Source organism: Roseovarius sp., from assembly GCF_030373445.1.
Classification (GTDB): domain Bacteria; phylum Pseudomonadota; class Alphaproteobacteria; order Rhodobacterales; family Rhodobacteraceae; genus Roseovarius.
In genome coordinates, this window is record NZ_JAUCYU010000002.1 from 361153 (window position 1) to 383597 (window position 22445).

24 protein-coding genes and 1 pseudogene are annotated in these 22445 nt (G+C 68.1%); 19 read left to right on the plus strand and 6 right to left on the minus strand.

Features of this window, described 5'->3' with window-relative positions:
- Positions 1 to 83: 83 nt before the first annotated feature.
- The 15 genes and pseudogenes from QUV18_RS05295 (at position 84) to QUV18_RS05365 (ending at position 12418) form a co-directional block, all read left to right on the plus strand.
- Entirely contained in the window at positions 84 to 1280 is a 1197-nt protein-coding gene (locus tag QUV18_RS05295) for a phage portal protein (RefSeq protein ID WP_300892389.1), read from the plus strand.
- Entirely contained in the window at positions 1270 to 1506 is a 237-nt protein-coding gene (locus QUV18_RS05300; protein ID WP_300892390.1) for a hypothetical protein, read from the plus strand. Before QUV18_RS05295 ends, QUV18_RS05300 begins: the two co-directional genes overlap by 11 nt.
- Positions 1507 to 1601: 95 nt before the next feature.
- Positions 1602 to 2156: an HK97 family phage prohead protease gene (locus QUV18_RS05305; RefSeq protein WP_300892658.1), complete on the plus strand. Its 555-nt coding sequence runs from the start codon at positions 1602 to 1604 to the stop codon at positions 2154 to 2156.
- A 37-nt stretch (positions 2157 to 2193) separates the two neighbouring features.
- Positions 2194 to 3375, plus strand: coding sequence for a phage major capsid protein (locus QUV18_RS05310; RefSeq protein ID WP_300892391.1), 1182 nt, complete (start codon positions 2194 to 2196; stop codon positions 3373 to 3375).
- Positions 3376 to 3464: 89 nt separating this feature from the next.
- Positions 3465 to 4061 (plus strand): hypothetical protein, encoded by a 597-nt coding sequence (locus tag QUV18_RS05315; RefSeq protein ID WP_300892392.1) that lies wholly within the window; start codon positions 3465 to 3467, stop codon positions 4059 to 4061.
- Complete coding sequence (locus QUV18_RS05320; RefSeq protein WP_300892393.1) at positions 4061 to 4399, plus strand: head-tail adaptor protein; 339 nt, start codon at positions 4061 to 4063, stop codon at positions 4397 to 4399. Before QUV18_RS05315 ends, QUV18_RS05320 begins: the two co-directional genes overlap by 1 nt.
- Positions 4396 to 4806, plus strand: a complete 411-nt coding sequence (locus tag QUV18_RS05325) for a DUF3168 domain-containing protein (RefSeq protein WP_300892394.1) — start codon at positions 4396 to 4398, stop codon at positions 4804 to 4806. The genes QUV18_RS05320 and QUV18_RS05325 overlap by 4 nt, the downstream gene beginning before the upstream one ends.
- A 56-nt stretch (positions 4807 to 4862) precedes the next feature.
- Positions 4863 to 5276, plus strand: a complete 414-nt coding sequence (locus tag QUV18_RS05330; RefSeq protein ID WP_064258474.1) for a phage major tail protein, TP901-1 family — start codon at positions 4863 to 4865, stop codon at positions 5274 to 5276.
- Positions 5276 to 5608, plus strand: coding sequence for a gene transfer agent family protein (locus tag QUV18_RS05335; protein WP_300892395.1), 333 nt, complete (start codon positions 5276 to 5278; stop codon positions 5606 to 5608). Before QUV18_RS05330 ends, QUV18_RS05335 begins: the two co-directional genes overlap by 1 nt.
- Positions 5605 to 5811: a rcc01693 family protein gene (locus tag QUV18_RS05340; RefSeq protein WP_300892396.1), complete on the plus strand. Its 207-nt coding sequence runs from the start codon at positions 5605 to 5607 to the stop codon at positions 5809 to 5811. The genes QUV18_RS05335 and QUV18_RS05340 overlap by 4 nt, the downstream gene beginning before the upstream one ends.
- Positions 5798 to 6447, plus strand: a pseudogene (locus tag QUV18_RS05345) (phage tail tape measure protein). The gene QUV18_RS05340 and the pseudogene QUV18_RS05345 overlap by 14 nt, the downstream one beginning before the upstream one ends.
- Positions 6448 to 6459: 12 nt before the next feature.
- Positions 6460 to 7089, plus strand: a complete 630-nt coding sequence (locus QUV18_RS05350; RefSeq protein WP_300892397.1) for a DUF2460 domain-containing protein — start codon at positions 6460 to 6462, stop codon at positions 7087 to 7089.
- On the plus strand, positions 7086 to 7973 hold the full coding sequence (locus QUV18_RS05355; protein WP_300892398.1) for a DUF2163 domain-containing protein: 888 nt from the start codon (positions 7086 to 7088) through the stop codon (positions 7971 to 7973). Before QUV18_RS05350 ends, QUV18_RS05355 begins: the two co-directional genes overlap by 4 nt.
- Positions 7970 to 8413: a peptidase gene (locus QUV18_RS05360; RefSeq protein WP_300892399.1), complete on the plus strand. Its 444-nt coding sequence runs from the start codon at positions 7970 to 7972 to the stop codon at positions 8411 to 8413. Before QUV18_RS05355 ends, QUV18_RS05360 begins: the two co-directional genes overlap by 4 nt.
- A 3-nt stretch (positions 8414 to 8416) precedes the next feature.
- Complete coding sequence (locus tag QUV18_RS05365) at positions 8417 to 12418, plus strand: glycoside hydrolase TIM-barrel-like domain-containing protein (protein ID WP_300892400.1); 4002 nt, start codon at positions 8417 to 8419, stop codon at positions 12416 to 12418.
- Between the two features lie 105 nt (positions 12419 to 12523).
- Here the strand turns inward: QUV18_RS05365 and QUV18_RS05370 are convergent, their stop codons facing one another.
- Positions 12524 to 12862, minus strand: a complete 339-nt coding sequence (locus tag QUV18_RS05370; RefSeq protein ID WP_300892401.1) for a TraR/DksA family transcriptional regulator — start codon at positions 12860 to 12862, stop codon at positions 12524 to 12526.
- An 85-nt stretch (positions 12863 to 12947) separates the two neighbouring features.
- On the opposite strand from QUV18_RS05370, the gene cysE reads away from it, so the two are divergent.
- Entirely contained in the window at positions 12948 to 13754 is an 807-nt protein-coding gene (cysE, locus tag QUV18_RS05375) for a serine O-acetyltransferase (RefSeq protein ID WP_300892402.1), read from the plus strand.
- 111 nt (positions 13755 to 13865) lie between these two features.
- On the opposite strand, the gene QUV18_RS05380 is transcribed toward cysE, so the two are convergent.
- The 4 genes from QUV18_RS05380 to pdhA form a co-directional block, all read right to left on the minus strand.
- Positions 13866 to 14633: a hypothetical protein gene (locus tag QUV18_RS05380; RefSeq protein WP_300892403.1), complete on the minus strand. Its 768-nt coding sequence runs from the start codon at positions 14631 to 14633 to the stop codon at positions 13866 to 13868.
- Between the two features lie 187 nt (positions 14634 to 14820).
- Positions 14821 to 16161, minus strand: coding sequence for a pyruvate dehydrogenase complex dihydrolipoamide acetyltransferase (locus QUV18_RS05385; protein WP_300892404.1), 1341 nt, complete (start codon positions 16159 to 16161; stop codon positions 14821 to 14823).
- Positions 16162 to 16173: 12 nt separating this feature from the next.
- Positions 16174 to 17559 (minus strand): pyruvate dehydrogenase complex E1 component subunit beta, encoded by a 1386-nt coding sequence (locus QUV18_RS05390; protein ID WP_300892405.1) that lies wholly within the window; start codon positions 17557 to 17559, stop codon positions 16174 to 16176.
- A 16-nt stretch (positions 17560 to 17575) separates the two neighbouring features.
- Positions 17576 to 18586: a pyruvate dehydrogenase (acetyl-transferring) E1 component subunit alpha gene (gene pdhA, locus QUV18_RS05395; RefSeq protein ID WP_300892406.1), complete on the minus strand. Its 1011-nt coding sequence runs from the start codon at positions 18584 to 18586 to the stop codon at positions 17576 to 17578.
- Positions 18587 to 18725: 139 nt separating this feature from the next.
- Between pdhA and QUV18_RS05400 the strand changes: the two genes are divergently transcribed.
- Together QUV18_RS05400 and QUV18_RS05405 are read left to right on the plus strand one after the other, a co-directional pair.
- Positions 18726 to 19535, plus strand: a complete 810-nt coding sequence (locus QUV18_RS05400) for a crotonase/enoyl-CoA hydratase family protein (protein WP_300892407.1) — start codon at positions 18726 to 18728, stop codon at positions 19533 to 19535.
- Positions 19536 to 19555: 20 nt separating this feature from the next.
- Positions 19556 to 20380 carry a hypothetical protein gene (locus QUV18_RS05405; protein ID WP_300892408.1) on the plus strand — a complete coding sequence of 275 codons (825 nt, stop codon included), beginning with the start codon at positions 19556 to 19558 and terminating at the stop codon, positions 20378 to 20380.
- Between the two features lie 4 nt (positions 20381 to 20384).
- Here the strand turns inward: QUV18_RS05405 and QUV18_RS05410 are convergent, their stop codons facing one another.
- Positions 20385 to 20684 carry a septum formation initiator family protein gene (locus QUV18_RS05410; protein WP_300892409.1) on the minus strand — a complete coding sequence of 100 codons (300 nt, stop codon included), beginning with the start codon at positions 20682 to 20684 and terminating at the stop codon, positions 20385 to 20387.
- 136 nt (positions 20685 to 20820) lie between these two features.
- On the opposite strand from QUV18_RS05410, the gene QUV18_RS05415 reads away from it, so the two are divergent.
- Positions 20821 to 22443: an acyl-CoA dehydrogenase family protein gene (locus QUV18_RS05415; protein WP_300892410.1), complete on the plus strand. Its 1623-nt coding sequence runs from the start codon at positions 20821 to 20823 to the stop codon at positions 22441 to 22443.
- Positions 22444 to 22445 lie beyond the last annotated feature (2 nt).

The window sequence follows — 22445 nt, forward strand, 5'->3', positions numbered from 1 at the left end:
CTCCCCTAAACCTTTCGATGTCGATTGCCTCTCGAGCGACAGGCCGGGTGACCGGCGAGCAGCAGAGCAAGGAGACCCCGCCAATGATCGTGGATTTCTTCCGTCAGCGCGGCGCAGAGCCCGCGGTGCCCGAACAGAAGGCCAGCGCCACCGGCCCGGTCATGGCCTGGCATGGCGCGGGACGGGTGGCGTGGAGCCCGCGGGACAGCGTGACGCTGACCAAGACGGGGTTTTCGGGCAACCCGGTGGGGTTTCGCTGTGTGAAGATGGTGGCGGAGGCGGCGGCGAGCCTGCCGCTGGTGCTGCAGGACAAGGCCGAGCGGTTTGCCGAGCACCCGGTGCTGGGGCTGATCGCGCGGCCGAACCCGATGCAGGGGAAGGCGGAGCTGTTCGAGGCGCTCTATGGTCAGTTGTTGTTGACCGGGAATGCCTATGTCGAGGCCGTGGGCGGCGGCGAGGGTGTGATGCCAGCCGAGCTGCATGTGCTGCGCTCGGACCGGATGAGCGTGGTGCCGGGGGCCGATGGCTGGCCCGTGGGGTATGAATATGCCGTGGGCGGGCGGCGGCACCGGTTCGACGTGGCCGAGGCGCCGGCGGTGATCTGTCACCTGAAGAGCTTCCATCCGCAGGACGACCATTACGGGCTGTCGGCCTTGCAGGCGGCGGCACAGGCGGTGGATGTGCACAACTCGGCCTCGCGCTGGTCGAAGGCGTTGCTGGACAATGCGGCGCGGCCGTCTGGCGCGGTGGTCTATCGCGGGGCGGACGGGCAGGGCACGCTGAATGCCGATCAGTATGACCGGCTGGTGTCGGAGATGGAGAGCCATCACCAGGGCGCGCGCAATGCCGGGCGGCCGATGCTGCTGGAAGGCGGGCTCGACTGGAAGCCGATGGGGTTCAGCCCCTCGGACATGGAGTTTCAGAAGACCAAGGAGAGTGCCGCGCGGGAGATCGCGCTGGCCTTCGGGGTGCCGCCGATGCTGCTGGGGATACCGGGGGATGCGACCTATGCGAACTACCAGGAGGCGCATCGGGCGTTCTATCGCCTGACGGTGCTGCCGCTGGCGATGCGGGTGGCGGCGGGTGTGGCCGAGTGGCTGGCGGGGTTCGCCGGCGGCGGGCTGGAGCTGAAGCCCGATCTGGACCAGGTGCCGGCGCTGGCGGCGGAGCGCGATGCGCAATGGCGGCGCGTGGCGGAGGCGGATTTCCTGACCGATGGGGAGAAGCGGGCGTTGCTGGGGCTGCCGGCGCTGCCTTTGGAGGGTGACGATGCCGGATGAGGGCGGGCGCTATGGGTTCGAGGCGTTCGAATGTGCGCCGGCGCTGCGGCTGGAGGCCCATGAGCGGGTGTTTCGGCTGCACCTGGAGCAGTTGACGCAGCGGCTGGACAAGATCGAGGCGTCGATCGAGCGGCTGGAGCGGCGGTTGTGGTTGGCGGTTTACGGCGTGGCGGCGGCGCTGCTGGCGCAGGCGGTGCTGCCGTTGGTGGAGCGGTTGCCGGGGTAGACGGGAGACCGGTGGGTGCCGGTGGGTGCCGGGCTGAAGCCCGGCCTACGGGGCACGGGGTGACGAGCGGCGAAGGTCGCAAGATGGGAAAGGTGATGGCGATGGATGGGCAGTTGGAACGGAAGTTCTGCCGGGTCGAGGGCGAGCTGGCGGTGCAGGACGGGGCGGTGATCGAGGGCTATGCGAGCCTCTTTGGCGACCGCGACCGGGGTGGCGATATCGTGGTGAAGGGGGCCTATGCGGCCTCCCTCAAGCGGCTTCGCGACGAGGGGCGGCAGGTGAAGATGCTGTGGCAGCATGACCCCGCCCAGCCGATCGGCGTGTGGGACGAGGTGCGCGAGGATGAGCGGGGTCTTTACGTCAAGGGCCGGTTGCTGGAGCAGGTGGCGCGGGCCAGGGAGGCCGCCGCGCTGATCGCCGAGGGGGCGATTGACGGGCTGAGCATCGGGTACCGGACGGTGAAGGCCGTGAAGAACGAGAAGGGCCGCAGGCTCTTGCAGGAACTGGAGCTGTGGGAGGTGTCGCTGGTGACGTTCCCGATGCTGCCCAGTGCGCGGGTGGGGGCGAAGGGGGAGACCCCGGATGCGCCACACATGCGTGAGTTGGCGCGGGTCTTCGACGACGCGCGCCGGGAGTTGGCGCGGGGTTAGGCGCGCCGGAAACCACCACAATCCACGAGGACAAGCGATGAGCAAGACCGGGACACAGTCTCGGGCCGGGGAAGATGCGTCTCCGGTCGCCGAGGTGAAGAACGCCGTGTCGGGTTTCGTGAGCGAATTCAAAAGCTTTCAGGCCGACATTCAACAACGGATCGAGAAACAGGAAGAGCAGATGACGAAGATGGAACGCAAATCTTCCGGGCTGAAGCGCCCGGTCCTGGCCGCCGCCGAGACGGGCGCCGCGCCGCATCAGAAGGCGTTCGACGCCTACCTGCGCTCGGGCGACGATGACGCCCTGCGCGGGCTGGAGATGGAGAGCAAGGCGATGAGCACTGCCGTTGCGGGCGATGGCGGTTACCTGGTGGATCCGCAGACGGCGGATGTGATCAAGAGCACGCTGGCCTCGACCGCGTCGATCCGGGCGATTGCCAACGTGGTGCAGGTGGAGGCCACCTCGTTCGACGTGCTGATCGACCATTCGGACGTGGGCCACGGCTGGGCCACGGAGAGCGGCAGCGTGAGCGAGACCGGCACGCCGACCATCGACCGGATCACCATTCCGCTGCACGAGCTGTCGGCGCTGCCGAAGGCGAGCCAGCGGCTGCTGGATGACAGCGCCTTCGATATCGAGGCGTGGCTGGCGGGGCGGATCGCGGACAAGTTCGCGCGGGCCGAGGCCGATGCCTTCATCAACGGCGACGGCAGCGACAAGCCGGTCGGGTTCCTGACCCATACCATCGTCGATGATGCGTCCTGGGCTTGGGACAACCTGGGCTATGTGGCGACCGGCGTCGATGGCGGGTTCGACGGGGGTGAGGCGATCATCGACCTGGTCTATGCGCTGGGGGCGCAGTACCGGGCGAACGGGACCTTCGTGATGAACTCAAAGACCGCGGGCGCCGTGCGCAAGCTGAAGGATGCCGACGGGCGGTTCCTTTGGTCGGACGGGCTGGCCGCCGGGGAGCCGGCGCGGCTGCTGGGCTACCCGGTTCTGATTGCCGAGGACATGCCGGATATCGCGAGCGATGCGATGGCGATTGCGTTCGGTGATTTCAACGCCGGCTACACCATCGCCGAGCGTCCGGACCTGCGCGTGCTGCGCGACCCGTTCAGCGCCAAGCCGCATGTCCTGTTCTACGCCACCAAGCGCGTGGGCGGGGATGTAAGCGACTTTGCCGCGATCAAGCTGCTGAAGTTCGGCCTGTCCTGATCGCGAGACGAGGCGGGCGGGGGCACCGGCCCCCGCCTGATGGGCGCGGGATTGCCGCGCGACGGGCTTGAAGTTCCTGGAGTAGGTCCATGATTTTGATCGAAGATTCACCGGTGGCACTGGCCGCGCTGCCCGTCGAGAAGTTCAAGGCCCACCTGCGGCTGGGCACCGGGTTTTCCGACGGCGATGTTCAGGATGCGGCGCTGGAAGGGTTCCTGCGGGCGGCCATCGGGGCCATCGAGGCGCGCACCGGCAAGGCGCTGATCGAGCGGGCGTTCACATGGACGCTGTCGGCGTGGCGCGACGAGACCGGACAGGTGATGCCGATTGCGCCTGTCACGGGGATTACCGGGGTGGTGATGCGCGATGCGGGTGGCTCGGAGAGCGCGGTGGAGGCCGGAGATTACCGGCTGGAGGAGAGCGCGGTGCGGCCGGTGTTGCGTCCCGTGGGCGCGCTGTTGCCGGCGATTCCGGCCGGGGGGAGTGCCGTGATCTCCTTCACCGCCGGGATGGCGGAGGAGTGGGGCGGGCTGCCGGCCGACCTGGGCCAGGCGGTGCTGCTGCTGGCGGCGCATTACCACGAATACCGGCACGAGACCGCGTTGGGCGGGGGGTGCATGCCGTTCGGCGTGACCAGCCTGATCGAGCGGTACCGGAGCATGCGGCTTTTCATGGGGTCGGCGTGATGGGGCCGGTGCGGTTGAATCGGCAGCTGATGCTGGAGGCACCCGAGCGGGTGGCCGATGGCGCGGGCGGCTGGAGCGAGAGCTGGGCGGCGCTTGGCACGCTGTGGGCCGATATCAGCGCCCGCACGGGCCGGGATGCGCGGGGCGAGACGGCGGGGGTATCGGTGGCGCCTTACCGGATCATCGTGCGGGCGGCGCCGGTGGGGGCGGTGTCGCGCCCGGTGCCGGGGCAGCGGTTGCGCGACGGGACACGGGTTTTCGCCATCCGGGCGGTGGCCGAGGCGGATAAGGGCGGGCGGTACCTGACCTGCTTTGCCGAGGAGGAGGTGGCGCTATGAGCTACGGGATGGCGGCGGCGTTGCAGGAGGCCGTGTTCGAGAGGCTGAGCGAAGATGCGGCGGTGGCGGCGCTGGTGGGCGGGGCGGTGTATGACGCGCTGCCGTCGGGGACGGTGCCGGCCTTGTACGTGGTGCTGGGCTCTGAGGATGCGCGGGCGCGGGCCGATGGGTCGGGTCAGGGCGCGTGGCACCGGTTTACCGTGTCGGTCGTGTCGGACGGGACGGGGTTTCATGCCGCAAAGCAGGTGGCGACGGCGGTCAGCGATGCGTTGGTGGATGCGGAGATGAGCCTTTCCCGGGGCCGGCTGGTGGCGCTGCATTTCTGGCGGGCGCGGGCCCGGCGGGAGGGGAGCGGGAACCTGCGGCGGATCGATCTGACCTTTCGGGCGCGGGTGGAAGAGACGTGAGCGTGCCGGGCTGAAGCCCGGCCTACGGGGACCAATTCAACTTCGGAGAGAGAGTTATGGCAGTGCAGAACGGCAAGGACCTGCTGGTCAAGATCGACCTGACGGGCACGGGCAATTTCGAGACGGTGGCGGGGCTGCGGGCGACAAGGGTGAGCTTCAACGCCGAGAGCGTGGACGTGACGAGCCTTGAATCGGCGGGGGGCTGGCGGGAGCTTTTGGCCGGCGCCGGGGTGAAGTCGGCGGCGATCAGCGGGTCGGGGATTTTCCGCGACGAGGCGAGCGACGAGCGGGCGCGGCAGATTTTCTTCGACGGGGAGACGCCGGATTTCCAGGTGGTGATCCCGGATTTCGGGGTGGTCGAGGGACCGTTCCAGGTGGGCAGCATCGAGTATGCGGGCACCCATGACGGCGAGGCGACGTACGAGTTGTCGCTTGCCTCGGCCGGGCAGCTGACCTTCACGGCGGCCTGATGGCGGGCGGGGCCAACCCCTGGAGCGGCGAGGTGGCGCTGGTGATCGGCGGGGAGCGGCATGTTCTCAAGCTGACGCTGGGGGCGCTGGCGGAGCTGGAGGCGGCGCTGGAGACCGGGACGCTGGTGGAGCTGGTGGAGCGGTTCGAGGGCGGTGCGTTTTCGACGCGGGATGTGTTGGCGCTGATCGTGGCCGGTTTGCGAGGGGGCGGCTGGCAGGGGCGGGCCGGTGACCTGGTGGCGGCCGAGATCGAGGGCGGGCCGGTGGGCGCGGCACGGGCGGCGGCGGAGTTGCTGGCGCGGGCGTTCATGCTGCCCGAGGGGGCGGGATGAGTGGCGTCGACTGGCCCGCGCTGATGCGGGCGGGGATGCGGGGGCTGGGGCTGAAGCCTTGGGAGTTCTGGGCGCTGACGCCGGCGGAGCTGGAGCTGATGCTGGGCAGGCCGGGGGGCGTGGCGCCGCTGATGCGGGGGCGGCTGGACGAGTTGATGCGGGCCTATCCCGATGGCGAGGGGGAGCGAAATGGAGACGGGTGAGCGGATGGACGATTTCGACCTGCAGGTCGAGGCGATGGAAGAGAGCCTTGGGCAGGCCACGGAGATGGCGGCGGCGTTCAATGGCGAGCTGGCACGGGTGCGGGACACGTTCGCGGGCACGGGGCAGGATGTGGCGACGCTGGAGCGCGGGATCAGTCGGGGGCTGAACAAGGCGATCCGGGGCGCGGTGCTGGAGGGCGACAGCCTGTCGGATGCGCTGCACAACCTGGCGAATTCGATGATCAACGCGGCGTTCAACGCGGCGATGCGGCCGGTGACGAGCCATATCGGCGGGCTGATCGCCAATGGCGTGGGCGCGATGGTGGGCGGGTTTTCCCCCTTCGAGAAGGGCGGGAGTTTCGCGCAAGGCCGGGTGATGCCCTTTGCCAGTGGCGGGATCGTCAGCGGGCCGGTGACGTTCCCGATGCGCGGGGGCACCGGGCTGATGGGCGAGGCCGGGCCGGAGGCGATCATGCCGCTGCGGATGGCAAGCTGGGGGTCGCCGCGCAGGGCGGGCGAGCCGTCAGCGTGGTGATGAACATCACGACGCCCGATGCCGAGGGGTTCCGCCGGAGCCGGGGGCAGATTGCCGCCGAGCTGGGCCGGGCCATCGGGCGCGGCAGCCGCAATCGTTAAGGGGGAAGAGAGATGTTTCACGAGGTACGGTTTCCGGCGTCGCTGAGTTTCGGCTCGGTCGGCGGGCCGGAGCGCAGGACGGATGTTGTGACGCTGGCCAACGGGTTCGAGGAGCGCAACACGCCCTGGCGGCATTCGCGGCGGCGGTACGATGCGGGGGTGGCGCTGCGCAGTCTCGACGATATCGAGGCGCTGATCGCGTTCTTCGAGGCGCGGCAGGGGCAGGTGTTCGGGTTCCGGTGGAAGGACTGGACCGATTACAAGTCGAGCGGGGCGAAGGCGGAGCCCGGCCCCGAGGACCAGGTGATTGCCGTGGGCGACGACGTGACGGCGGCGTTCCAGCTGGTGAAGCGGTACCGGTCGGGGCAGCAGGTCTATGAGCGGCCGATCTGCAAGCCGGTGGCGGGCACCGTGCAGGTGGCGCTGGGGGATGTGCCGCAGCAGGAAGGCGTGCATTTCGAGGTGGATACGGCCACCGGGATGGTGACGTTCCAACATCCGCCGAATGCGGACGCCGAGATCCGGGCCGGGTTCGAGTTCGACGTGCCGGTCAGGTTCGCGACGGACCGAATCGAGACCAGCCTGGCCAGTTTCCAGGCCGGGGAAGTGCCGAGCGTGCCGGTGGTGGAGGTGCGGGTATGAGCGGGCTGGGTGAGGGGCTTCAGGCGCATCTGGAGGGCGGGCACACGACGCTGTGCCATTGCTGGGCGGTGACGCGGGGCGATGGCGTGGTGATGGGGTTTACCGATCATGACGGGGCGCTGTCGTTCGAGGGGATTGCGTTTCGGGCCGATACGGGCCTGAGCGCGCTGGCGTTGCAGCAGACGACGGGGCTGTCGGTGGACAATACCGAGGCGATGGGCGCGCTGAGCGATGCCGCGATAAGCGAGGTGGATATCGAGGCCGGGCGCTATGACGGGGCCGAGGTGCGGGCGTGGCTGGTGAACTGGCAGGATGTGAGCCAGCGGCAGCTGCTGTTTCGCGGGCGGATCGGCGAGATGCGGCGCAGTGGCGGGGCCTTCGAGGCGGAGCTTCGGGGGTTGACGGATGTGCTGAACCAGCCGGAGGGGCGGGTCTATCAGAAGCCTTGCGGGGCTGTGCTGGGGGATCGGGCCTGTGGGTTCGATTTGGGGACGCCGGATTACACGGTGGAGGCGGCGCTGTCGTCGGTCGAGGAACGGCGGGTGTTTCGCTTTGCCGGGCTGGACCAGGTCGAGGACGGGTGGTTTCGCTTCGGGTCGCTGACGATGCTGGATGGGGTCGCGGAGGGGTTGACCGGCCCGGTGAAGCGGGACTGGATCGAGGGCGGCGAGCGGGTCGTGGAGCTGTGGCATCCGCTGCGCGCGGGCGTGGCCGCGGGGGATGTGGCGCGACTGGTGGCCGGGTGCGACAAGCGGGCGGAGACCTGTCGGTTCAAGTTCAACAACTTCCTGAATTTCCGGGGATTTCCGGATATTCCGGGCGATGACTGGTCCTATACCGATCCGAGCCGGGCGGGTCGGCTGGATGGCGGGAGCCGGCGATGAGCGGACCGGGAGATGAGGTGGTGCGGGCGGCGCGGGCGTGGATCGGGACGCCGTACCGGCACCAGGCATCGTGCCGGGGAGCGGGGGCGGATTGCCTCGGGCTGGTGCGAGGCGTTTGGCGCGAGATGAGGGGGGCGGAGCCGGAAGCGGTGCCGGCCTATAGCTTCGACTGGGCCGAGGCGTGTGGCCAGGAACGGCTTTGGCGCGCGGCGCTGAGGCATTTCGTGCCGGTGGAGGCGGGCGCCGAGGCGCCGGGCCACCTTTTGCTGTTCCGGATGCGCGAGGGGGCGGTGGCCAAGCACCTCGGGTTTCAGGCCGGGTGCGGCGAGGGCGCCAGTTTCATTCACGCCTATTCGGGTCATGGCGTGGTGGAAAGCCCGTTGAGCGCGCCGTGGCGGCGCCGGATCGTGGCCCGTTTCGCATTTCCGCAAGGAGTATAGACCATGGCGACAATTCTGCTTTCCGCGGCCGGGGCCGCGATCGGCGGCTCGATCGGCGGCACCGTGCTTGGCCTGTCGATGGCCGCCGTGGGCCGGTTTGCCGGGGCGATGATCGGGCGGTCGATCGACCAGCGACTTCTGGGGCAGGGCTCGGACGTGGTGGAGACCGGCCGGGTGAGCCGGCTGCGCCTGACCGGGACGGGTGAGGGCGACGCGATTGCGCGGGTGCATGGGCGGATGCGGGTGGCGGGGAATGTCATCTGGGCCACGGAGTTCCGCGAGACGAAGGCGGTGTCGGGAGGCAGCGGCAAGGGCGGGCCGCCGGCGCCCACGCAGGTGAGCTACAGCTATTCGGTGAGCCTTGCGATTTCGCTGTGCGAGGGGGAGATCGGCCATGTCGGCAGGATCTGGGCCGATGGGGTGGAGCTGGCGCGGGATGCACTGACCATGCGGGTCTATCCCGGGTCGCGGGACCAGTTGCCGGACCCGAAGATCGAGGCGGTCGAGGGGGCGGGCACGGTGCCGGCCTATCGCGGCACGGCTTACGTGGTGATCGAGGATCTGGACCTGACGGAGTATGGCAACCGGGTGCCGCAATTCACCTTCGAGGTGCTGCGCCCGGCGCCGGTGGAGTTGCCGGGCGCGGAGCTGGACCCGGCGCATGCGGTGCGCGGGGTGGCGATGCTGCCGGGGAGCGGGGAGTACGTGCTGTCGACGGAAGAGGTGAAGGCGGGGGTCAGCATCCTGGAATCGGCCTTTTCCAACGTTTCGACGCCGGCGGCGAAGGGCGATTTCAACGTCGCGCTGGAGCAGTTGCAGGGGGAGTTGCCGGCCTGCCGGGCGGTGAGCCTGGTCGTGAGCTGGTTCGGGGATGACCTGCGGTGTGGCGCGTGCACGGTGCGGCCCAAGGTGGAACGGGACACTGCCGACGGGTTCGGCCGGCCCTGGCAGGTGGCGGGGCTGACTCGGTCGAGCGCCGAGCTGGTGCCGCGCGGCGAGGAGGGCGCGCCGGTTTACGGGGGCACGCCGACGGACCAGTCGGTATTGGAGGCGATTGCCGCGCTGAAGGCGGCCGGGCAGGAGGTGATGTATTATCCCTTCATCCTGATGGATCAGCTGGCGGGGAACGGGTTGGGCGACCCCTATGGCGGGGAAGAGCAGCCGGTTCTGCCGTGGCGGGGGCGGATCACCACGTCGGTCGCGCCGGGGGGCGAGGGCAGCCCGGACGGGAGTGCGGCGGCGGCGGCCGAGGTGGACGCGTTTTTCGGCACGGCGAGTGCGGCGGATTTCGCGCTGGCGCCCGAGGAAGAGGTCGAGGAAGAGTTCAGCGAGGGCGGGGAGAACCTGGCCTATGCGCCGCTGGCCTATACCGGGCCGGTGGTGAACAGCCCGGTGCTGTATGATGGCCCCGACGAGTGGAGCTATCGTCGGTTCATCCTGCACCAGGCGATGCTGTGCCTGAAGGCGGGCGGCGTGGAGAGCTTCTGTATCGGCTCGGAAATGCGCGGGCTGACCACGATCCGGGGGGAAGGGAACAGCTTTCCGGCTGTGGCGCATCTGGTGGCGCTGGCGGCGGAGGTCAGGGCGATCCTTGGGCCGGAGGTGAAGATCAGCTATGCCGCCGACTGGTCGGAGTATTTCGGCTATGCGCCGCAGGATGGCAGCGGCGATCGGTTCTTTCATCTCGACCCGCTCTGGGCGGATGACAACATCGATTTCATCGGAATCGACAATTACATGCCGCTGTCGGATTGGCGGGATGGGGCGGATCATGCGGATGCCGGGGCCGGGGCGATTTATGACATCGACTACCTGATGGGCAATGTCGCCGGGGGCGAGGGGTATGACTGGTACTACCATTCCGACACCGCGCGGGAGGCGCAGATCCGGACGCCGATCACCGACGGGGCGCATGGCGAGCCGTGGGTGTGGCGGTACAAGGATATCCGTGGCTGGTGGGAGAACGCGCATCACGACCGGGTGGGCGGTGTCAGGGCCGAGTTGCCCACGGCGTGGGTGCCGGGGTCGAAGCCTGTTCGCTTTACGGAGTATGGCTGCGCCGCCATCGACAAGGGGACGAACCAGCCCAACAAGTTCCTCGATCCGAAATCGTCGGAAAGTTCTGCGCCGCATTTCTCGAACGGGCAGCAGGACGAACTGATCCAGTTCCAGTACCTGCGGGCGATGGCGGGTTTCTGGGGCGATCCGGAGAATAACCCGGTGTCGGAGGCGTATGGCGGGCCGATGGTGGATATGGCGCATGCCTATGCCTGGGCGTGGGATGCGCGGCCCTATCCGTTTTTTCCCAATGACGTCGAGCTGTGGAAGGACGGGGAGAATTACCTGCGGGGGCACTGGATCACCGGGCGGGTGACCGCGTGGCGGCTGGCCTCGGTGGTGGAGGAGATCTGCGGCCGGGCGGGGCTGGAGGATTGCGACACGGGCGGGCTGCACGGGCATGTGCGCGGCTACCTGGTGGAGCAGGTGGCCGAGCCGCGGGCGGCGTTGCAGCCTTTGGCGTTGCGCTATGGGTTCGATGCGGTGGAGCGCGGGGGCGCGTTGGTCTTCCGGCAAAGGGACGGGCTGGCGGATCACGTGGTCGATGTGGACCGCGTGGTGCGCGATGACGAGCGCGACGGTGCGATCGAGGAGGTGCGTGGGAGCGAGGTGGAGCTGGCGGGCCGGGTCAGGCTGCGCTTCATCGAAGCGGGGGCGGATTACGACGTGATCGCGGAAGAGGCGGTGCTGGGCGTGGATGACGCGACGGTCTCGACCTCGGAGATCCCGCTGGCGATGACGCGGGCCGAGGGGCGGCAGACGGTGGAGCGCTGGCTGTCGGAATCGCGGGTGGCGACGGACATGGTGCGGTTGACGCTGCCGCGGTCACGGCTGGCGGTTGGCGCGGGGGACGTGATCGCCTTGCCCGAAGAGGGCGGGCAGGGGCATTTCCGGGTGGACCGGGTCGAGATGCTGTCGCATGCGCAGAAGTTGGAGGCGATCCGGATCGAGCCGGAGTGCTACCGTCCGGTGCTGGTTGACCCGGAGGTGGGGCCGTTGCGCGGGTTCGATGCGCCGGCGCCGGTGACGCCCTTCTTCGTCGACCTGCCGCTGATGACCGGCGAGGAGGTGCCGCATGCCCCGCATGTGGCGGTGACGGCGCGGCCCTGGCCGGGCTCGGCGGCGGTTTACGTGGCGGACGGGGGCGAGGATTTCCGGCTGGACCAGGTGCTTGAGGCGCGGACGCCGATCGGCGTGACGGAGAGCGCGTTGCTGCCGGCGCAGGCGGGGGTGTTCGACCGGGGGCCGGCGCTTCGGGTGCGGATGCTGCATGGCGGGCTGGAGAGCGTGGGTGAAAGCCGGTTGCTGTCGGGGGCGAACTTGTGTGCCATCGGGGATGGCAGCCCGGGGGGCTGGGAATTGGCCCAGTTTCGCGATGCAGCGCTGGTGGGGGTGGATACCTACGAGATCGGGCACCGGCTGCGCGGGCAGTTGGGCACGGAGGTGGAGACGGTCTGGCCCGCGGGGTCTTACCTCGTGCGTCTGGACGGGACGCCGCGGCAGATCGGGCTGTCCGAGGGGCAGATCGGGCAGGCGCGGCATTACCGGGTGGGGCCGGCGAACCGGCCGGTGGATGACGCGGCCTATGTGCATACGGTGCTGGCCTTCGAGGGCGCGGGGTTGCGGCCGTTGAGCCCTGTGCATTTGTCCGTGAGCGGGGTACCCGGGGCGGACATGGCGTTCGGCTGGGTGCGGCGGACGCGGATCGGGGGCGACCGGTGGGAGACGCCGGAGGTGCCGCTGGGCGAGGAGGCGGAGCGGTATTTGGTGCGCGTCGTGCAGGGGGAGAGCGTGCTGCGCGAGGAGATGGTGAGCGCGCCGGGCTGGATTTACACGGCGGCGCAGCAGGGCGCGGACGGGCTTGCGGGGGCGTTCGAGCTGCGGGTGGCGCAGGTTTCCGCGCTGGTTGGCGCGGGGCGGTTCGGGGTGTTGGGGCTGGTGGCGTAGGTAACCCAACGCTCGCTTTTGCCGTCAGGGAGGTGGGTTTGCACCCACCCAACGGCGGGGTGAGGTCCCGGCTCGGGGGCCGGGACGGGGAGGAACCGGGTGTCGTTACCCGCTGGCGCAGTCGACGCAGCGGGTGGCGGCGGGGTCGAGCTGCAGGCGGGCGAGCGCGATGGCGTCGCCGCAATCCTCGCAATAGCCGAACTCGCCCTCGTCCATTCGGGCGAGGGCCGCCTGCAGCCGGGCGCGTTCGGTCTTCCGGCGGGTGGCATTGGCCCGGGCCATCGCCTGGTTTTGCAGGGCGTCCATGCGGCTCAGCCGGCCGACGGCCTGTTGGTCGAGTTCGACCGTGGCCTGGCCCGCTTCGCCCATCTGGTCCTCCGCGTCCAGTTCGGCCAGCCGCGTGGCGATCAGGTCGCGAAAGGATTTCTGGCTTTCTTCATTCATTCTTGTGAAAGCTCCCATCACGCCTTTGCATTTTACGCGCCGTGCCTAAATGGTATAGTCCGGCATGCCCATGAGGAGCAATGACATGGCTGAAACCCGTACCAAACTGGCCGAGCTCGACCCGGTCTGGGCCCGGATCCGGTCCGAGGCCGAAGAATCCGTCGAGCATGAACCGCTTCTGGGCGGGGTCGTGCATTCTTCGATCATGCATCACAAGACACTGGAATCGGCGCTGGCTTACAGGGTGTCGATGAAGCTGACCTCGAACGAGATGTCCGAGCAGATCCTGCGGGAAATCTGCGACATGGCCTATGCCGACGACGACAGCCTAGGGCTGGCGGCGCGGGCCGATATCGTGGCGGTCTATGACCGCGATCCGGCCTGCGACCGGTTCCTGCTGCCGATGCTGTTCTTCAAGGGGTTCCAGGCGATCCAGGCCTACCGCGTGGCGCATTGGCTGTGGCGGAAGGGGCGGCGCGACATGGCGCGATTCTTCCAGATGCGCGGTTCGGAAGTCTTTGGCGTGGATATCCACCCGGCCGCCCGGATCGGCAAGGGGATCATGATCGACCATGCCCATTCGATCGTCATCGGCGAGACGGCGGTGGTGGGTGACAACGTGTCGATGCTGCATTCGGTCACGCTGGGCGGGACCGGCAAGGAAGAGCAGGACCGGCATCCGAAGATCGGCGACGGTGTGCTGATCGGGGCGGGCGCAAAGGTGCTGGGCAACATCAAGATCGGCCATTGCAGCCGGATCGCCGCGGGGTCGGTGGTGCTGCAGGAAGTGCCGCCGTGCAAGACCGTGGCCGGCGTGCCCGCGAAGATCGTGGGCGAGGCGGGGTGCGACCAGCCCTCGGTGAACATGGACCAGTTGCTGGGCGTACGCTGAAAATGGTTACGTCCCGGGCGTGGTCCGGGCCTCTGGCAGCGTGTCATTCCTGGAAAACAATAAAGCCCCGGAGGATGTCCGGGGCTTTGTCGTGTCGGGTCCTTTAGGAAATCAGAAGGTCGAGTTGAGGGCCGTCTTCTCGGCTTCCCGTTTCTTCTGGGCGCGCTTGTAGGCGAAGACCTCGTCGCGCGGGGTCCAGTTGTAGCGGGTGTCCTTGCGGACGATTTCCCAGAACAGGTCGCCGGCGTTGCGCCACGGGTCGAGGACGATGCTGTCTTCCATCCGGTCGCCGCGGCGGCCGAGGATCGTGCTCGAATGCTCGAGCCGGAGGTTGTTGTAATTGGCGATGGCGCGGTGAATCTCGAGCGTCTTGAACCGTTCCATCTGCAGGCGAATGTCGAGGTCATGTGCCCAGTGCCAGCACAGGCCGCGGGGTTTCTGGCCGAAATTGACCTTGGTGTTGTGGGCCAGAGGGCTGCTGTCCTCGATCTGGTACTCGATGACGAGCTGGTCGACATAGGTGTAGACGACGCGGGCGGCGCGGGCCGCTTCCTCGGGGTCGACGCCGGGGCCGAGGTTGAGGAAGGCCTGCCGCAGCTTGTCGATTTCGGCGGCGTGTTTCTGGGCCGAGGCATCGCGGAACGCCTGGTCGAACAGCTTGGGGGCCGGAACGGTGCGTACCTTGCGGGTGCCGGTGGCGGTTTCGATTTCCCTGAGCGTGCCATTCGTTGCCGTGCTGCTGCCGGGGGCGAGGCTGTTCACGTTGTCCGAGAAGCTGGCCGAGGTAACGGGCGCGCGCACATCGTTGGGTGCGTCGACGCACCCCATGGCAAGCAGGAGAAGCGGAACGGTGGCAAACCGTTTGGCGGTCGAGATCATGTACACGGAATCCAATCGTCGTTGGCACTTTCCCGGGAAGCTAGTCTCGGCGGTGGGGGAAGTCGATAGAAGGGCGCAGATTGTGTGCCGGGGGTGGCCGCGGCGCATCAGTTCGCGATCACGATTTCGTTAGGTGCCGCGCTGCCCCCCGCCGGTGTGGCGGGAGGCTTGTGTGCGCACGGCCGGGTCAGGCCAGCATGAGCATCGGGTTCTCGAGGTTCTGGACGATCTGTTCCAGAAGCTGCGCGCCGAGCGCGCCGTCGATGACCCGGTGATCGACCGAGAGGGTGACCGACATGACCGTGGCGACCGTCAACTCGCCATCCTCTCCGACAACCGGTTTCTTCACGCCCGAACCCACGGCAAGGATACCGCCATGGGGCGGGTTGATGACGGCGTCGAAATTGTCGATCCCGAACATGCCGAGGTTGGAGATGGCAAAGCTGCCGCCCTGGTATTCCTGGGGGCTGAGCTTGCGGTCGCGGGCGCGGGTGGCGAGATCTTTCATCTCGGCCGAGAGGGTCGAGAGCGACTTCATGTCGGCATCCTTCAGCACCGGCGTGAAGAGCCCGCCCTCGATCGCCACGGCGACGGCCACGTCGGAGGCCTTCATCTTCAGCACCCGGTCGCCCGCCCAGACGGCGTTGGCATCCGGCACGGCCTGAAGCGCGAGCGCGCTGGCCTTGATGATGAAGTCGTTGACCGACAGTTTGACGCCGCGGCTTTCGAGCTGCTTGTTGAGCTGGCTGCGGAATTTCAGCAGCGCATCAAGCTTGATATCCCGGCGCAGGTAGAAATGCGGGATAGTCTGCTTGGCCTCGGTCAGGCGGGCGGCGATGGTCTTGCGCATGCCGTCGAGCTTGACCTCTTCGTACTCGCGGCCCTCGTACATGGCGGCGACGGCATCGGCGGAGGGGCCGACGGGCGCGGCGGCCGGGGCTGCGGCGGGTGCGGCCTTGTCCTCGGCCTTGGCAGGGGCGGCGCCGGGTTTGGCGTCTTCCACGTCGGCCTTGACGATGCGGCCATGGGGGCCGGAGCCCTTGATCTGGCCGAGGTCGAGCCCTTTCTGCGCGGCGATCCGGCGGGCCAGGGGGGAGGCGAAGATGCGCTCGCCCTTGGAGTCGGTCGGGGCGGCGGGGGCCGGGGTGTCGGGCTTGGCGTCGGGCGCGCCACCGCCGCCGCCTTCGGGCGTGGCGGCGGGTTTCTCGGCCTTGTCGTCGCCGGCACTGCCGCCGCCGGCGGGTGCCGATTTCGGGGCGGATGTGTCGATGTCGGAGGCGTCCTCGCCCTCTTCCAGCAGCACGGCGATGGGGGTGTTGACCTTCACCCCCTCGGTGCCTTCCTCGATCAGGATCTTGCCGATCGTGCCTTCGTCGACGGCTTCGAACTCCATCGTGGCCTTGTCGGTCTCGATCTCGGCCAGCAGGTCGCCGGAGCTGACGGTGTCACCTTCCTTGACCAGCCACTTGGCCAGCGTGCCCTCTTCCATGGTCGGAGACAGGGCGGGCATGAGAATTTCGGTAGGCATTCCTAGATCTCCTTACCGGTAGGTGACTTGGCGAACCGCCTCGAGCACTTCGGCGGTCGAGGTCAGGGCCAGCTTTTCGAGGTTGGCGGCATAGGGCATCGGCACGTCCTTGCCCGTGCAGTTGATGACCGGCGCGTCGAGATAGTCGAAGGCGCGTTCCATCAGCGTGGCCGAGATGTGGTTGCCGATGGAGGCGACGGGCCAGCCTTCCTCGACCGTGACGCAGCGGTTGGTCTTCATGACCGACTTGATCACGGTGTCGTAGTCGATGGGGCGCAGGGTGCGCAGGTTGATGACCTCGGCGTTGACGCCATCCTCGGCCAGCTTCGCGGCGGCCTCCATGGCGTAGGTCATGCCGATGCCGAAGCTGACGATGGTGACGTCGTCGCCGGCGCGTTCGATACGGGCCTTGCCGAAGGGGATGGTGAAATCATCCAGCACCGGCACCTCGAAGCTCTTGCCGTAGAGGATCTCGTTCTCGAGGAAGATCACCGGGTTGGGATCGCGGATGGCGGTTTTCAGCAGGCCCTTGGCATCGGAGGCCGAGTAGGGCTGAACCACGCGCAGGCCGGGGACCTGGGCATACCAGGCGGCGTAGTCCTGGCTGTGCTGGGCGGCCACGCGGGCGGCGGCGCCGTTGGGGCCGCGGAACACGATGGGCGAGCCCATCTGCCCGCCGGACATGTAGAGCGTCTTGGCCGCCGAGTTGATGATCTGGTCGATCGCCTGCATGGCGAAGTTGAAGGTCATGAACTCGACGATGGGCCGCAGACCGCCCCAGGAGGCGCCGACGCCGATGCCGGCGAAGCCGTGCTCGGTGATGGGGGTGTCGACCACGCGCTTGGCGCCGAACTCGTCGAGCAGGCCTTGGGTGATCTTGTAGGCGCCCTGGTACTCGGCCACCTCCTCGCCCATGATGAAGACGGTGTCGTCGCGGCGCATCTCCTCGGCGATGGCGGTATTGATGGCCTCGCGCACGGTGATGGTCTTCATCTCGGTGCCTTCGGGCCAGTCGGGGCTGGCGTCGGGTTCGGGGGCGGCGGGGGCGGCAGCTTTGGCCGGGGTTTTCTCCTCGGACTTGGCGTCTTCCTTGTCGTCGGCTTCGGCCGGTGCGGCGGCGGGGGAGGTTGCGCTTTCGACGTCAGAGGCGTCTTCGCCCTCTTCCAGCAGCACGGCGATAGGCGTGTTCACCTTCACGCCCTCGGTGCCTTCCTCGATCAGGATCTTGCCGATCGTGCCTTCGTCGACCGCCTCGAACTCCATCGTGGCCTTGTCGGTTTCGATCTCGGCGAGGATATCGCCCGAGCTGACTTCATCGCCTTCCTTGACCAGCCACTTGGCCAGCGTGCCTTCTTCCATCGTCGGCGACAGGGCGGGCATGAGAATTTCGGTTGCCATCGTTCTTATCTCCTTCTCACGCGTTCTGCGGGGCGACATCGGTGATGATGTCTGTCCAGAGCTCTTCGGTCGCCGGCTCGGGGCTGTCCTTGGCGAAATCGGCGGAGGCGTTCACGATGCCCTTGATTTCCTTGTCGATCGCCTTGAGGTCCTCCTCGGTGGCGTGGTCACCGGCCAGCAGCAGGTCGCGCACGTGTTCGATGGCGTCTTTCTCCTCGCGGATCTTTTGCACCTCCTCGCGCGTCCGGTACTTGGCCGGGTCCGACATGGAGTGGCCCCGGTAGCGGTAGGTCTTGACCTCGAGGATGTAGGGGCCCTTGCCGTCGCGGCAGTGTTTGACCGCCTTCTGCCCGGCTTCCTTGACGGCCAGCACGTCCATCCCGTCGACCGCCTCGCCGGGGATGCCGAAGGCCTCGCCGCGGGTGTAGATGTCGGGGGTGGAGGTCGAGCGTTTCTGCGAGGTGCCCATGGCGTACTGGTTGTTCTCGATCACGAAGACCACGGGCAGTTTCCACAGGGCGGCCATGTTGAAGGTCTCGTAGACCTGGCCCTGGTTGGCCGCCCCGTCGCCGAAATAGGTGAAGGTGACGCGGCCGTTCTCGAGGTACTTGTCGGCGAAGGCGAGGCCGGCGCCGAGCGGCACGTTGGCGCCGACGATGCCGTGGCCGCCGTAGAAGTGCTTGTCGGTCGAGAACATGTGCATCGATCCGCCCTTGCCCTTGGAATAGCCGCCCTCGCGACCCGTGAGCTCGGCCATGACGCCGTCGGGGTTCATCCCGCAGGCCAGCATATGGCCGTGGTCGCGATAGGTGGTGACCCGCTTGTCACCTTCCTCTGCCGCGGCCTCGAGCCCGACGACCACGGCCTCCTGGCCGATGTAGAGGTGGCAGAACCCGCCGATCAGGCCCATGCCGTAAAGCTGGCCGGCCTTCTCCTCGAATCGCCGGATCAGCAGCATGTCGCGGTAGTATTGTTTCAACTCGTCGGCAGAAATATTTGGCTTCTTTGTGGTTTTCCGGGCAGCCATGGGTGGCGTTCTCCTCCGCTCACAATATAGTTTAGTGTTAAACTATCCATAACATGCCAAGGGCCTTTCTGGCGAGGGAGAATTTGCCGCAGGGGCTTCTGGCATTTGCGCGGAGGCGGTGTAGGCTGCGAATGCCTGCATGGGAGAGACGCGGATGGTGGTAAGGATCGAGAAGGACGGGCCGGTCTGGACGGTCATCAATTCACGGATGGAGGCGCGCAACGCGGTCGATCCGGAGACGGCACGGGCGCTTTACGACGCGTTCCTTGCCTTCGAGGCGGAGGAGAGCGCGGCGGTGGCGGTGTTCTGGGGCGAAGGCGGAGCGTTCTGCGCGGGGTGGGACCTGAAGCGGGCGGCGACCCTGTCGGAGCCGGACGCCATCGATGCCTATGATTTCACCGACGCGCCCACGCCGCCGATGGCGCCGATGGGGCCGAGCCGGCTGGACCTGTCGAAGCCGGTGATCGCGGCGGTGGCGGGGCCGGCGGTGGCGGGCGGCATGGAGCTGGCGATGTGGGCGGATATCCGGGTGATGGAGGAAAGCGCCTTCATGGGGGTGTATTGCCGGCGCTGGGGCGTGCCGCTGATCGACGGGGGGACGGTCAGGCTGCCGCGGCTGGTGGGCAAGGGGCGGGCGATGGACCTGATCCTGACCGGGCGCAAGGTGGAGGCGGCCGAGGCGATGCGGATCGGTTTGTGCGAATACGTGGTGCCGGAGGGCGAGGCGCGGGCCCGGTCGGAGGCATTGGCGCGGGACATTGCGCGATATCCGCAAAGCTGTGTCCGGGCCGACCGCCGGTCGGCGCGGGGACAGGCGGGGCTGTCGGAGCGTGACGCGCTGCGGGCCGAGTGGGCGGGCAGCAAGGGCGAGGTTGCGGCGGCGGGGGTTGCAGGCGCCGGCCGGTTCGCGTCGGGCAAGGGCCGGGGCGGCGATTTCGGGGATATCTGAAGGGTCGGAGGTGGTCCCGCATGGTTGAAACCCCTTATTACGCGGCGCTGCGGGACAGCGTCGAGGCGGCCTATGCGGCGGCGCCGGAGCGGGTGTCGGCCGGGCTGGAGGTTTGCGATTGCCCGGTCTGCATGACCGAGGAGGCGCGGCAGGAGATGATCGCCACACCCTGCCGGGAACTGAAGGCCTGGCTGATCGCGGAGTATAGCAATTCGGCGCATGGCGTACCCTCGAGGCTCGACGATCTGGCGGCGCTGTTGCCGCGGTATCTCGACCTGATGGCCGAGGGGGCGGAGACGGATTCGCTGGGGATCGGGGTGGAGTTGACGCGTTTCGGCGGGGCGGTGGCCGTGTCCGAAGGGGCGTTTCCGCCGCTGAAGCTGAGGGCGGCCTATCACGCGTGGGCCGAACTGATGGTGCTGCATGGCGGCTGGCTGCGGGCGACGTCGGGGGCGCGGGAAGGTATCGGGGAAGACCGGCTGTCGCCTTTCTACCTGTTCCAGGCCATCGCGGCAGGGGGCGTGCCGACCGAGGTGGTGACGGGGGCGGCGGATTCGCTTTTCGCCGATCCGGAGGTCGGGCGGGTGGCCAAGATGCAGTTCTTTGCCGCCTTGGGTCATGCGTGGAACGGGCGGCGGTTCGATCTCTACGCGCTGAAATACATCATGGAGGACAGGCGCGCGGCGCTGGCGGACTGGTTGCAGCGCTGGCTGTCGTCGTGGGAGCTGGAGGAGATGCTGACCGATCCGGGCGTGATAGGCCCGCCGTTCTGGGCCGAGCGGGTGCAGGCGGCGATCACCAACCGGGAGGCGCTGACACCGGAGGCGCTGTCGGACGAGCGGTAGGGGGTTAGCGGATCACGATCTCGTCGGAGCGGATCATGCCGAGCACGTCGCGGGCCTGCTGGTCGAGGAGGTCGAGGTCGAGGAACCCGTCGGAGAGGCGCTTGGTGAGGTTCTCCATTCGGGCGACCTGTGTTTCGATCTGGTCGAGCTGGGCCTGCAGAGCCTTTTCCTCGGCCTCGATCTCGGCCCGGCGGAAGAGTCCATAATCGCCCTGCACCGCGGCGAAGGTGAAATAGCCGCACATGGCGAAGGCGATCATGAAGTAGACGAGCGCGCCGAAGGCGGGACGTTTGCGGGTGGACATGTTGGGTCTGCTCTGCCTTTCGTTGCCACCTCTTTCCGGGCGGTCGAGAGTATCCTGCCACAGGCGAATCGCTTTGTGAATCCCCTTTCGTTCACAAGGTTTTGCGGGCTAGGATTAGGGGTGAGGAGAGTCTTTCATGCCACATCTGCCACCCCGGTCCGACCTGCCGACGCACGAGGTGACGAACCAGCCGCCGGCGCGGGGCGATATCGACCTTTGGGCGAGCGATCCGGCGCTGCAGACCCATGCCGGGGCGGCGGGGGCGGATGCGGCACACCTGGCGGGTTACGGCGCCAAGATCGGGACGGAAGAGATGCAGGCGGCGGGGCGTGTGGCCAACCGGCAGGTGCCGGAGCTGGTGCAGTTCGACGCGGGCGGGCGACGGCTGGACGAAGTTCGGTTTCACCCCGCTTACCATCGGCTGATGGAGGCGGGGGTCGGGGCGGGCTATTCCGCCATCGCCTGGGAAGGCGCAACGGGCGGGCACGCCACCCATGCGGCGATGGTGTATCTCACCAGCCAGATCGAGCCGGGTGTCTGCTGCCCGATGACGATGACCTATGCCGCCGTGCCGGCGATGCGGGCCGACGAGGGGCTGTTCGGGGAATGGGTGCCGAAGTTGACCTCGCGGGTCTATGACGGCTCGGCCCGGCCGCTGGGGCGCAAGCCCGGGGCGACGATGGGCATGGCGATGACCGAGAAGCAGGGCGGGTCGGACGTGCGGGCGAATGCGACGGAGGCCACCCGCGATGGCGAGGCCTATCGGCTGCACGGGCACAAGTGGTTCTGCTCGGCGCCGATGTCGGACGGGTTCCTGACGCTGGCGCAGGCGGAGGGGGGGCTGACCTGTTTCCTCGTGCCCCGGTGGCTGGAGGAGGGGCGGAATGCCATCCGCATCCAGCGGCTGAAGGACAAGCTGGGCAACCGGTCGAACGCTTCGTCGGAGATCGAGTACGAGGGGGCGGTGGCGTACCGGCTGGGCGAGGAAGGCGCGGGGGTGCGCACGATCATCGAGATGGTGCACCACACACGGCTCGATACGGCGATGGCGCCGGCCGGGCTGATGCGGGCGGCGCTCGATCATGCGTGGTACTGGGCAAGGCACCGAACGGCGTTTCAGAAGCAGTTGAGCGACCAGCCGCTGATGCGGGCGGTGCTGGCCGATCTGGCGCTCGACTGGGAGGGCGCTTTGGCGCTGGGGATGCACGTGGCGCGGAGCTTTGACAGCCAAGGTGAGGGGCACCGCGCCTTTGCCCGGCTGGGGGTGGCACTGGCCAAGTTCCTTGGCAACAAGCTGTGCCCCAACGTGGTGTACGAGGCGATGGAGTGCCTTGGCGGCATGGGCTATGTCGAGGAAACGCCGATGCCGCTGCTCTATCGCGAGGCGCCGCTCAACTCGATCTGGGAAGGGTCGGGGAACGTGATCTGCCTCGATATCCTGCGGACGCTGCGCAAGGCGCCGGAGGCGGGGGAGGTGCTGGCCGCGGAGTTAGGCCGCGCCACGGGGCAGGATGCGCGGTTCGATGCCGGGCTGAAGGCGCATATGGAGCGGTTTCCGAAGCTGCCCGAGGAGGGGCAGGCGCGGTGGTACGTGGAAAGCCTGGCGTCGCTGTTGACGGCGGCGGTGCTGATCCGGAATGCGCCCCGGCCAGTGGCCGAGGCCTATGCCGCGACGCGGCTGGGGGCGCCGCGGGGCCGGGTAGCGGGGGCGATTTCGGGCGTGGACACGGGCGCTGTACTGGCGCGGCTGGGGGAATAGCC

What these genes read in the sequence shown, in the direction of transcription:
- cysE (WP_300892402.1), top strand. Translation starts at nt 12,948, where the DNA reads ATGGCTGAAACCCGTACCAAACTGGCCGAGCTCGACCCGGTCTGGGCC.
- QUV18_RS05400 (WP_300892407.1), top strand. Translation starts at nt 18,726, where the DNA reads ATGGGAGAGACGCGGATGGTGGTAAGGATCGAGAAGGACGGGCCGGTC.
- QUV18_RS05340 (WP_300892396.1), top strand. Translation starts at nt 5,605, where the DNA reads ATGAGTGGCGTCGACTGGCCCGCGCTGATGCGGGCGGGGATGCGGGGG.
- QUV18_RS05320 (WP_300892393.1), top strand. Translation starts at nt 4,061, where the DNA reads ATGGGGCCGGTGCGGTTGAATCGGCAGCTGATGCTGGAGGCACCCGAG.
- QUV18_RS05385 (WP_300892404.1), bottom strand. Translation starts at nt 16,161, where the DNA reads ATGCCTACCGAAATTCTCATGCCCGCCCTGTCTCCGACCATGGAAGAG.
- QUV18_RS05310 (WP_300892391.1), top strand. Translation starts at nt 2,194, where the DNA reads ATGAGCAAGACCGGGACACAGTCTCGGGCCGGGGAAGATGCGTCTCCG.
- QUV18_RS05370 (WP_300892401.1), bottom strand. Translation starts at nt 12,862, where the DNA reads ATGAATGAAGAAAGCCAGAAATCCTTTCGCGACCTGATCGCCACGCGG.
- QUV18_RS05325 (WP_300892394.1), top strand. Translation starts at nt 4,396, where the DNA reads ATGAGCTACGGGATGGCGGCGGCGTTGCAGGAGGCCGTGTTCGAGAGG.
- QUV18_RS05300 (WP_300892390.1), top strand. Translation starts at nt 1,270, where the DNA reads ATGCCGGATGAGGGCGGGCGCTATGGGTTCGAGGCGTTCGAATGTGCG.
- QUV18_RS05355 (WP_300892398.1), top strand. Translation starts at nt 7,086, where the DNA reads ATGAGCGGGCTGGGTGAGGGGCTTCAGGCGCATCTGGAGGGCGGGCAC.
- QUV18_RS05330 (WP_064258474.1), top strand. Translation starts at nt 4,863, where the DNA reads ATGGCAGTGCAGAACGGCAAGGACCTGCTGGTCAAGATCGACCTGACG.
- QUV18_RS05410 (WP_300892409.1), bottom strand. Translation starts at nt 20,684, where the DNA reads ATGTCCACCCGCAAACGTCCCGCCTTCGGCGCGCTCGTCTACTTCATG.
- QUV18_RS05335 (WP_300892395.1), top strand. Translation starts at nt 5,276, where the DNA reads ATGGCGGGCGGGGCCAACCCCTGGAGCGGCGAGGTGGCGCTGGTGATC.
- QUV18_RS05405 (WP_300892408.1), top strand. Translation starts at nt 19,556, where the DNA reads ATGGTTGAAACCCCTTATTACGCGGCGCTGCGGGACAGCGTCGAGGCG.
- QUV18_RS05415 (WP_300892410.1), top strand. Translation starts at nt 20,821, where the DNA reads ATGCCACATCTGCCACCCCGGTCCGACCTGCCGACGCACGAGGTGACG.
- QUV18_RS05295 (WP_300892389.1), top strand. Translation starts at nt 84, where the DNA reads ATGATCGTGGATTTCTTCCGTCAGCGCGGCGCAGAGCCCGCGGTGCCC.
- QUV18_RS05315 (WP_300892392.1), top strand. Translation starts at nt 3,465, where the DNA reads ATGATTTTGATCGAAGATTCACCGGTGGCACTGGCCGCGCTGCCCGTC.
- QUV18_RS05360 (WP_300892399.1), top strand. Translation starts at nt 7,970, where the DNA reads ATGAGCGGACCGGGAGATGAGGTGGTGCGGGCGGCGCGGGCGTGGATC.
- QUV18_RS05380 (WP_300892403.1), bottom strand. Translation starts at nt 14,633, where the DNA reads ATGATCTCGACCGCCAAACGGTTTGCCACCGTTCCGCTTCTCCTGCTT.
- pdhA (WP_300892406.1), bottom strand. Translation starts at nt 18,586, where the DNA reads ATGGCTGCCCGGAAAACCACAAAGAAGCCAAATATTTCTGCCGACGAG.
- QUV18_RS05350 (WP_300892397.1), top strand. Translation starts at nt 6,460, where the DNA reads ATGTTTCACGAGGTACGGTTTCCGGCGTCGCTGAGTTTCGGCTCGGTC.
- QUV18_RS05305 (WP_300892658.1), top strand. Translation starts at nt 1,602, where the DNA reads ATGGCGATGGATGGGCAGTTGGAACGGAAGTTCTGCCGGGTCGAGGGC.
- QUV18_RS05365 (WP_300892400.1), top strand. Translation starts at nt 8,417, where the DNA reads ATGGCGACAATTCTGCTTTCCGCGGCCGGGGCCGCGATCGGCGGCTCG.
- QUV18_RS05390 (WP_300892405.1), bottom strand. Translation starts at nt 17,559, where the DNA reads ATGGCAACCGAAATTCTCATGCCCGCCCTGTCGCCGACGATGGAAGAA.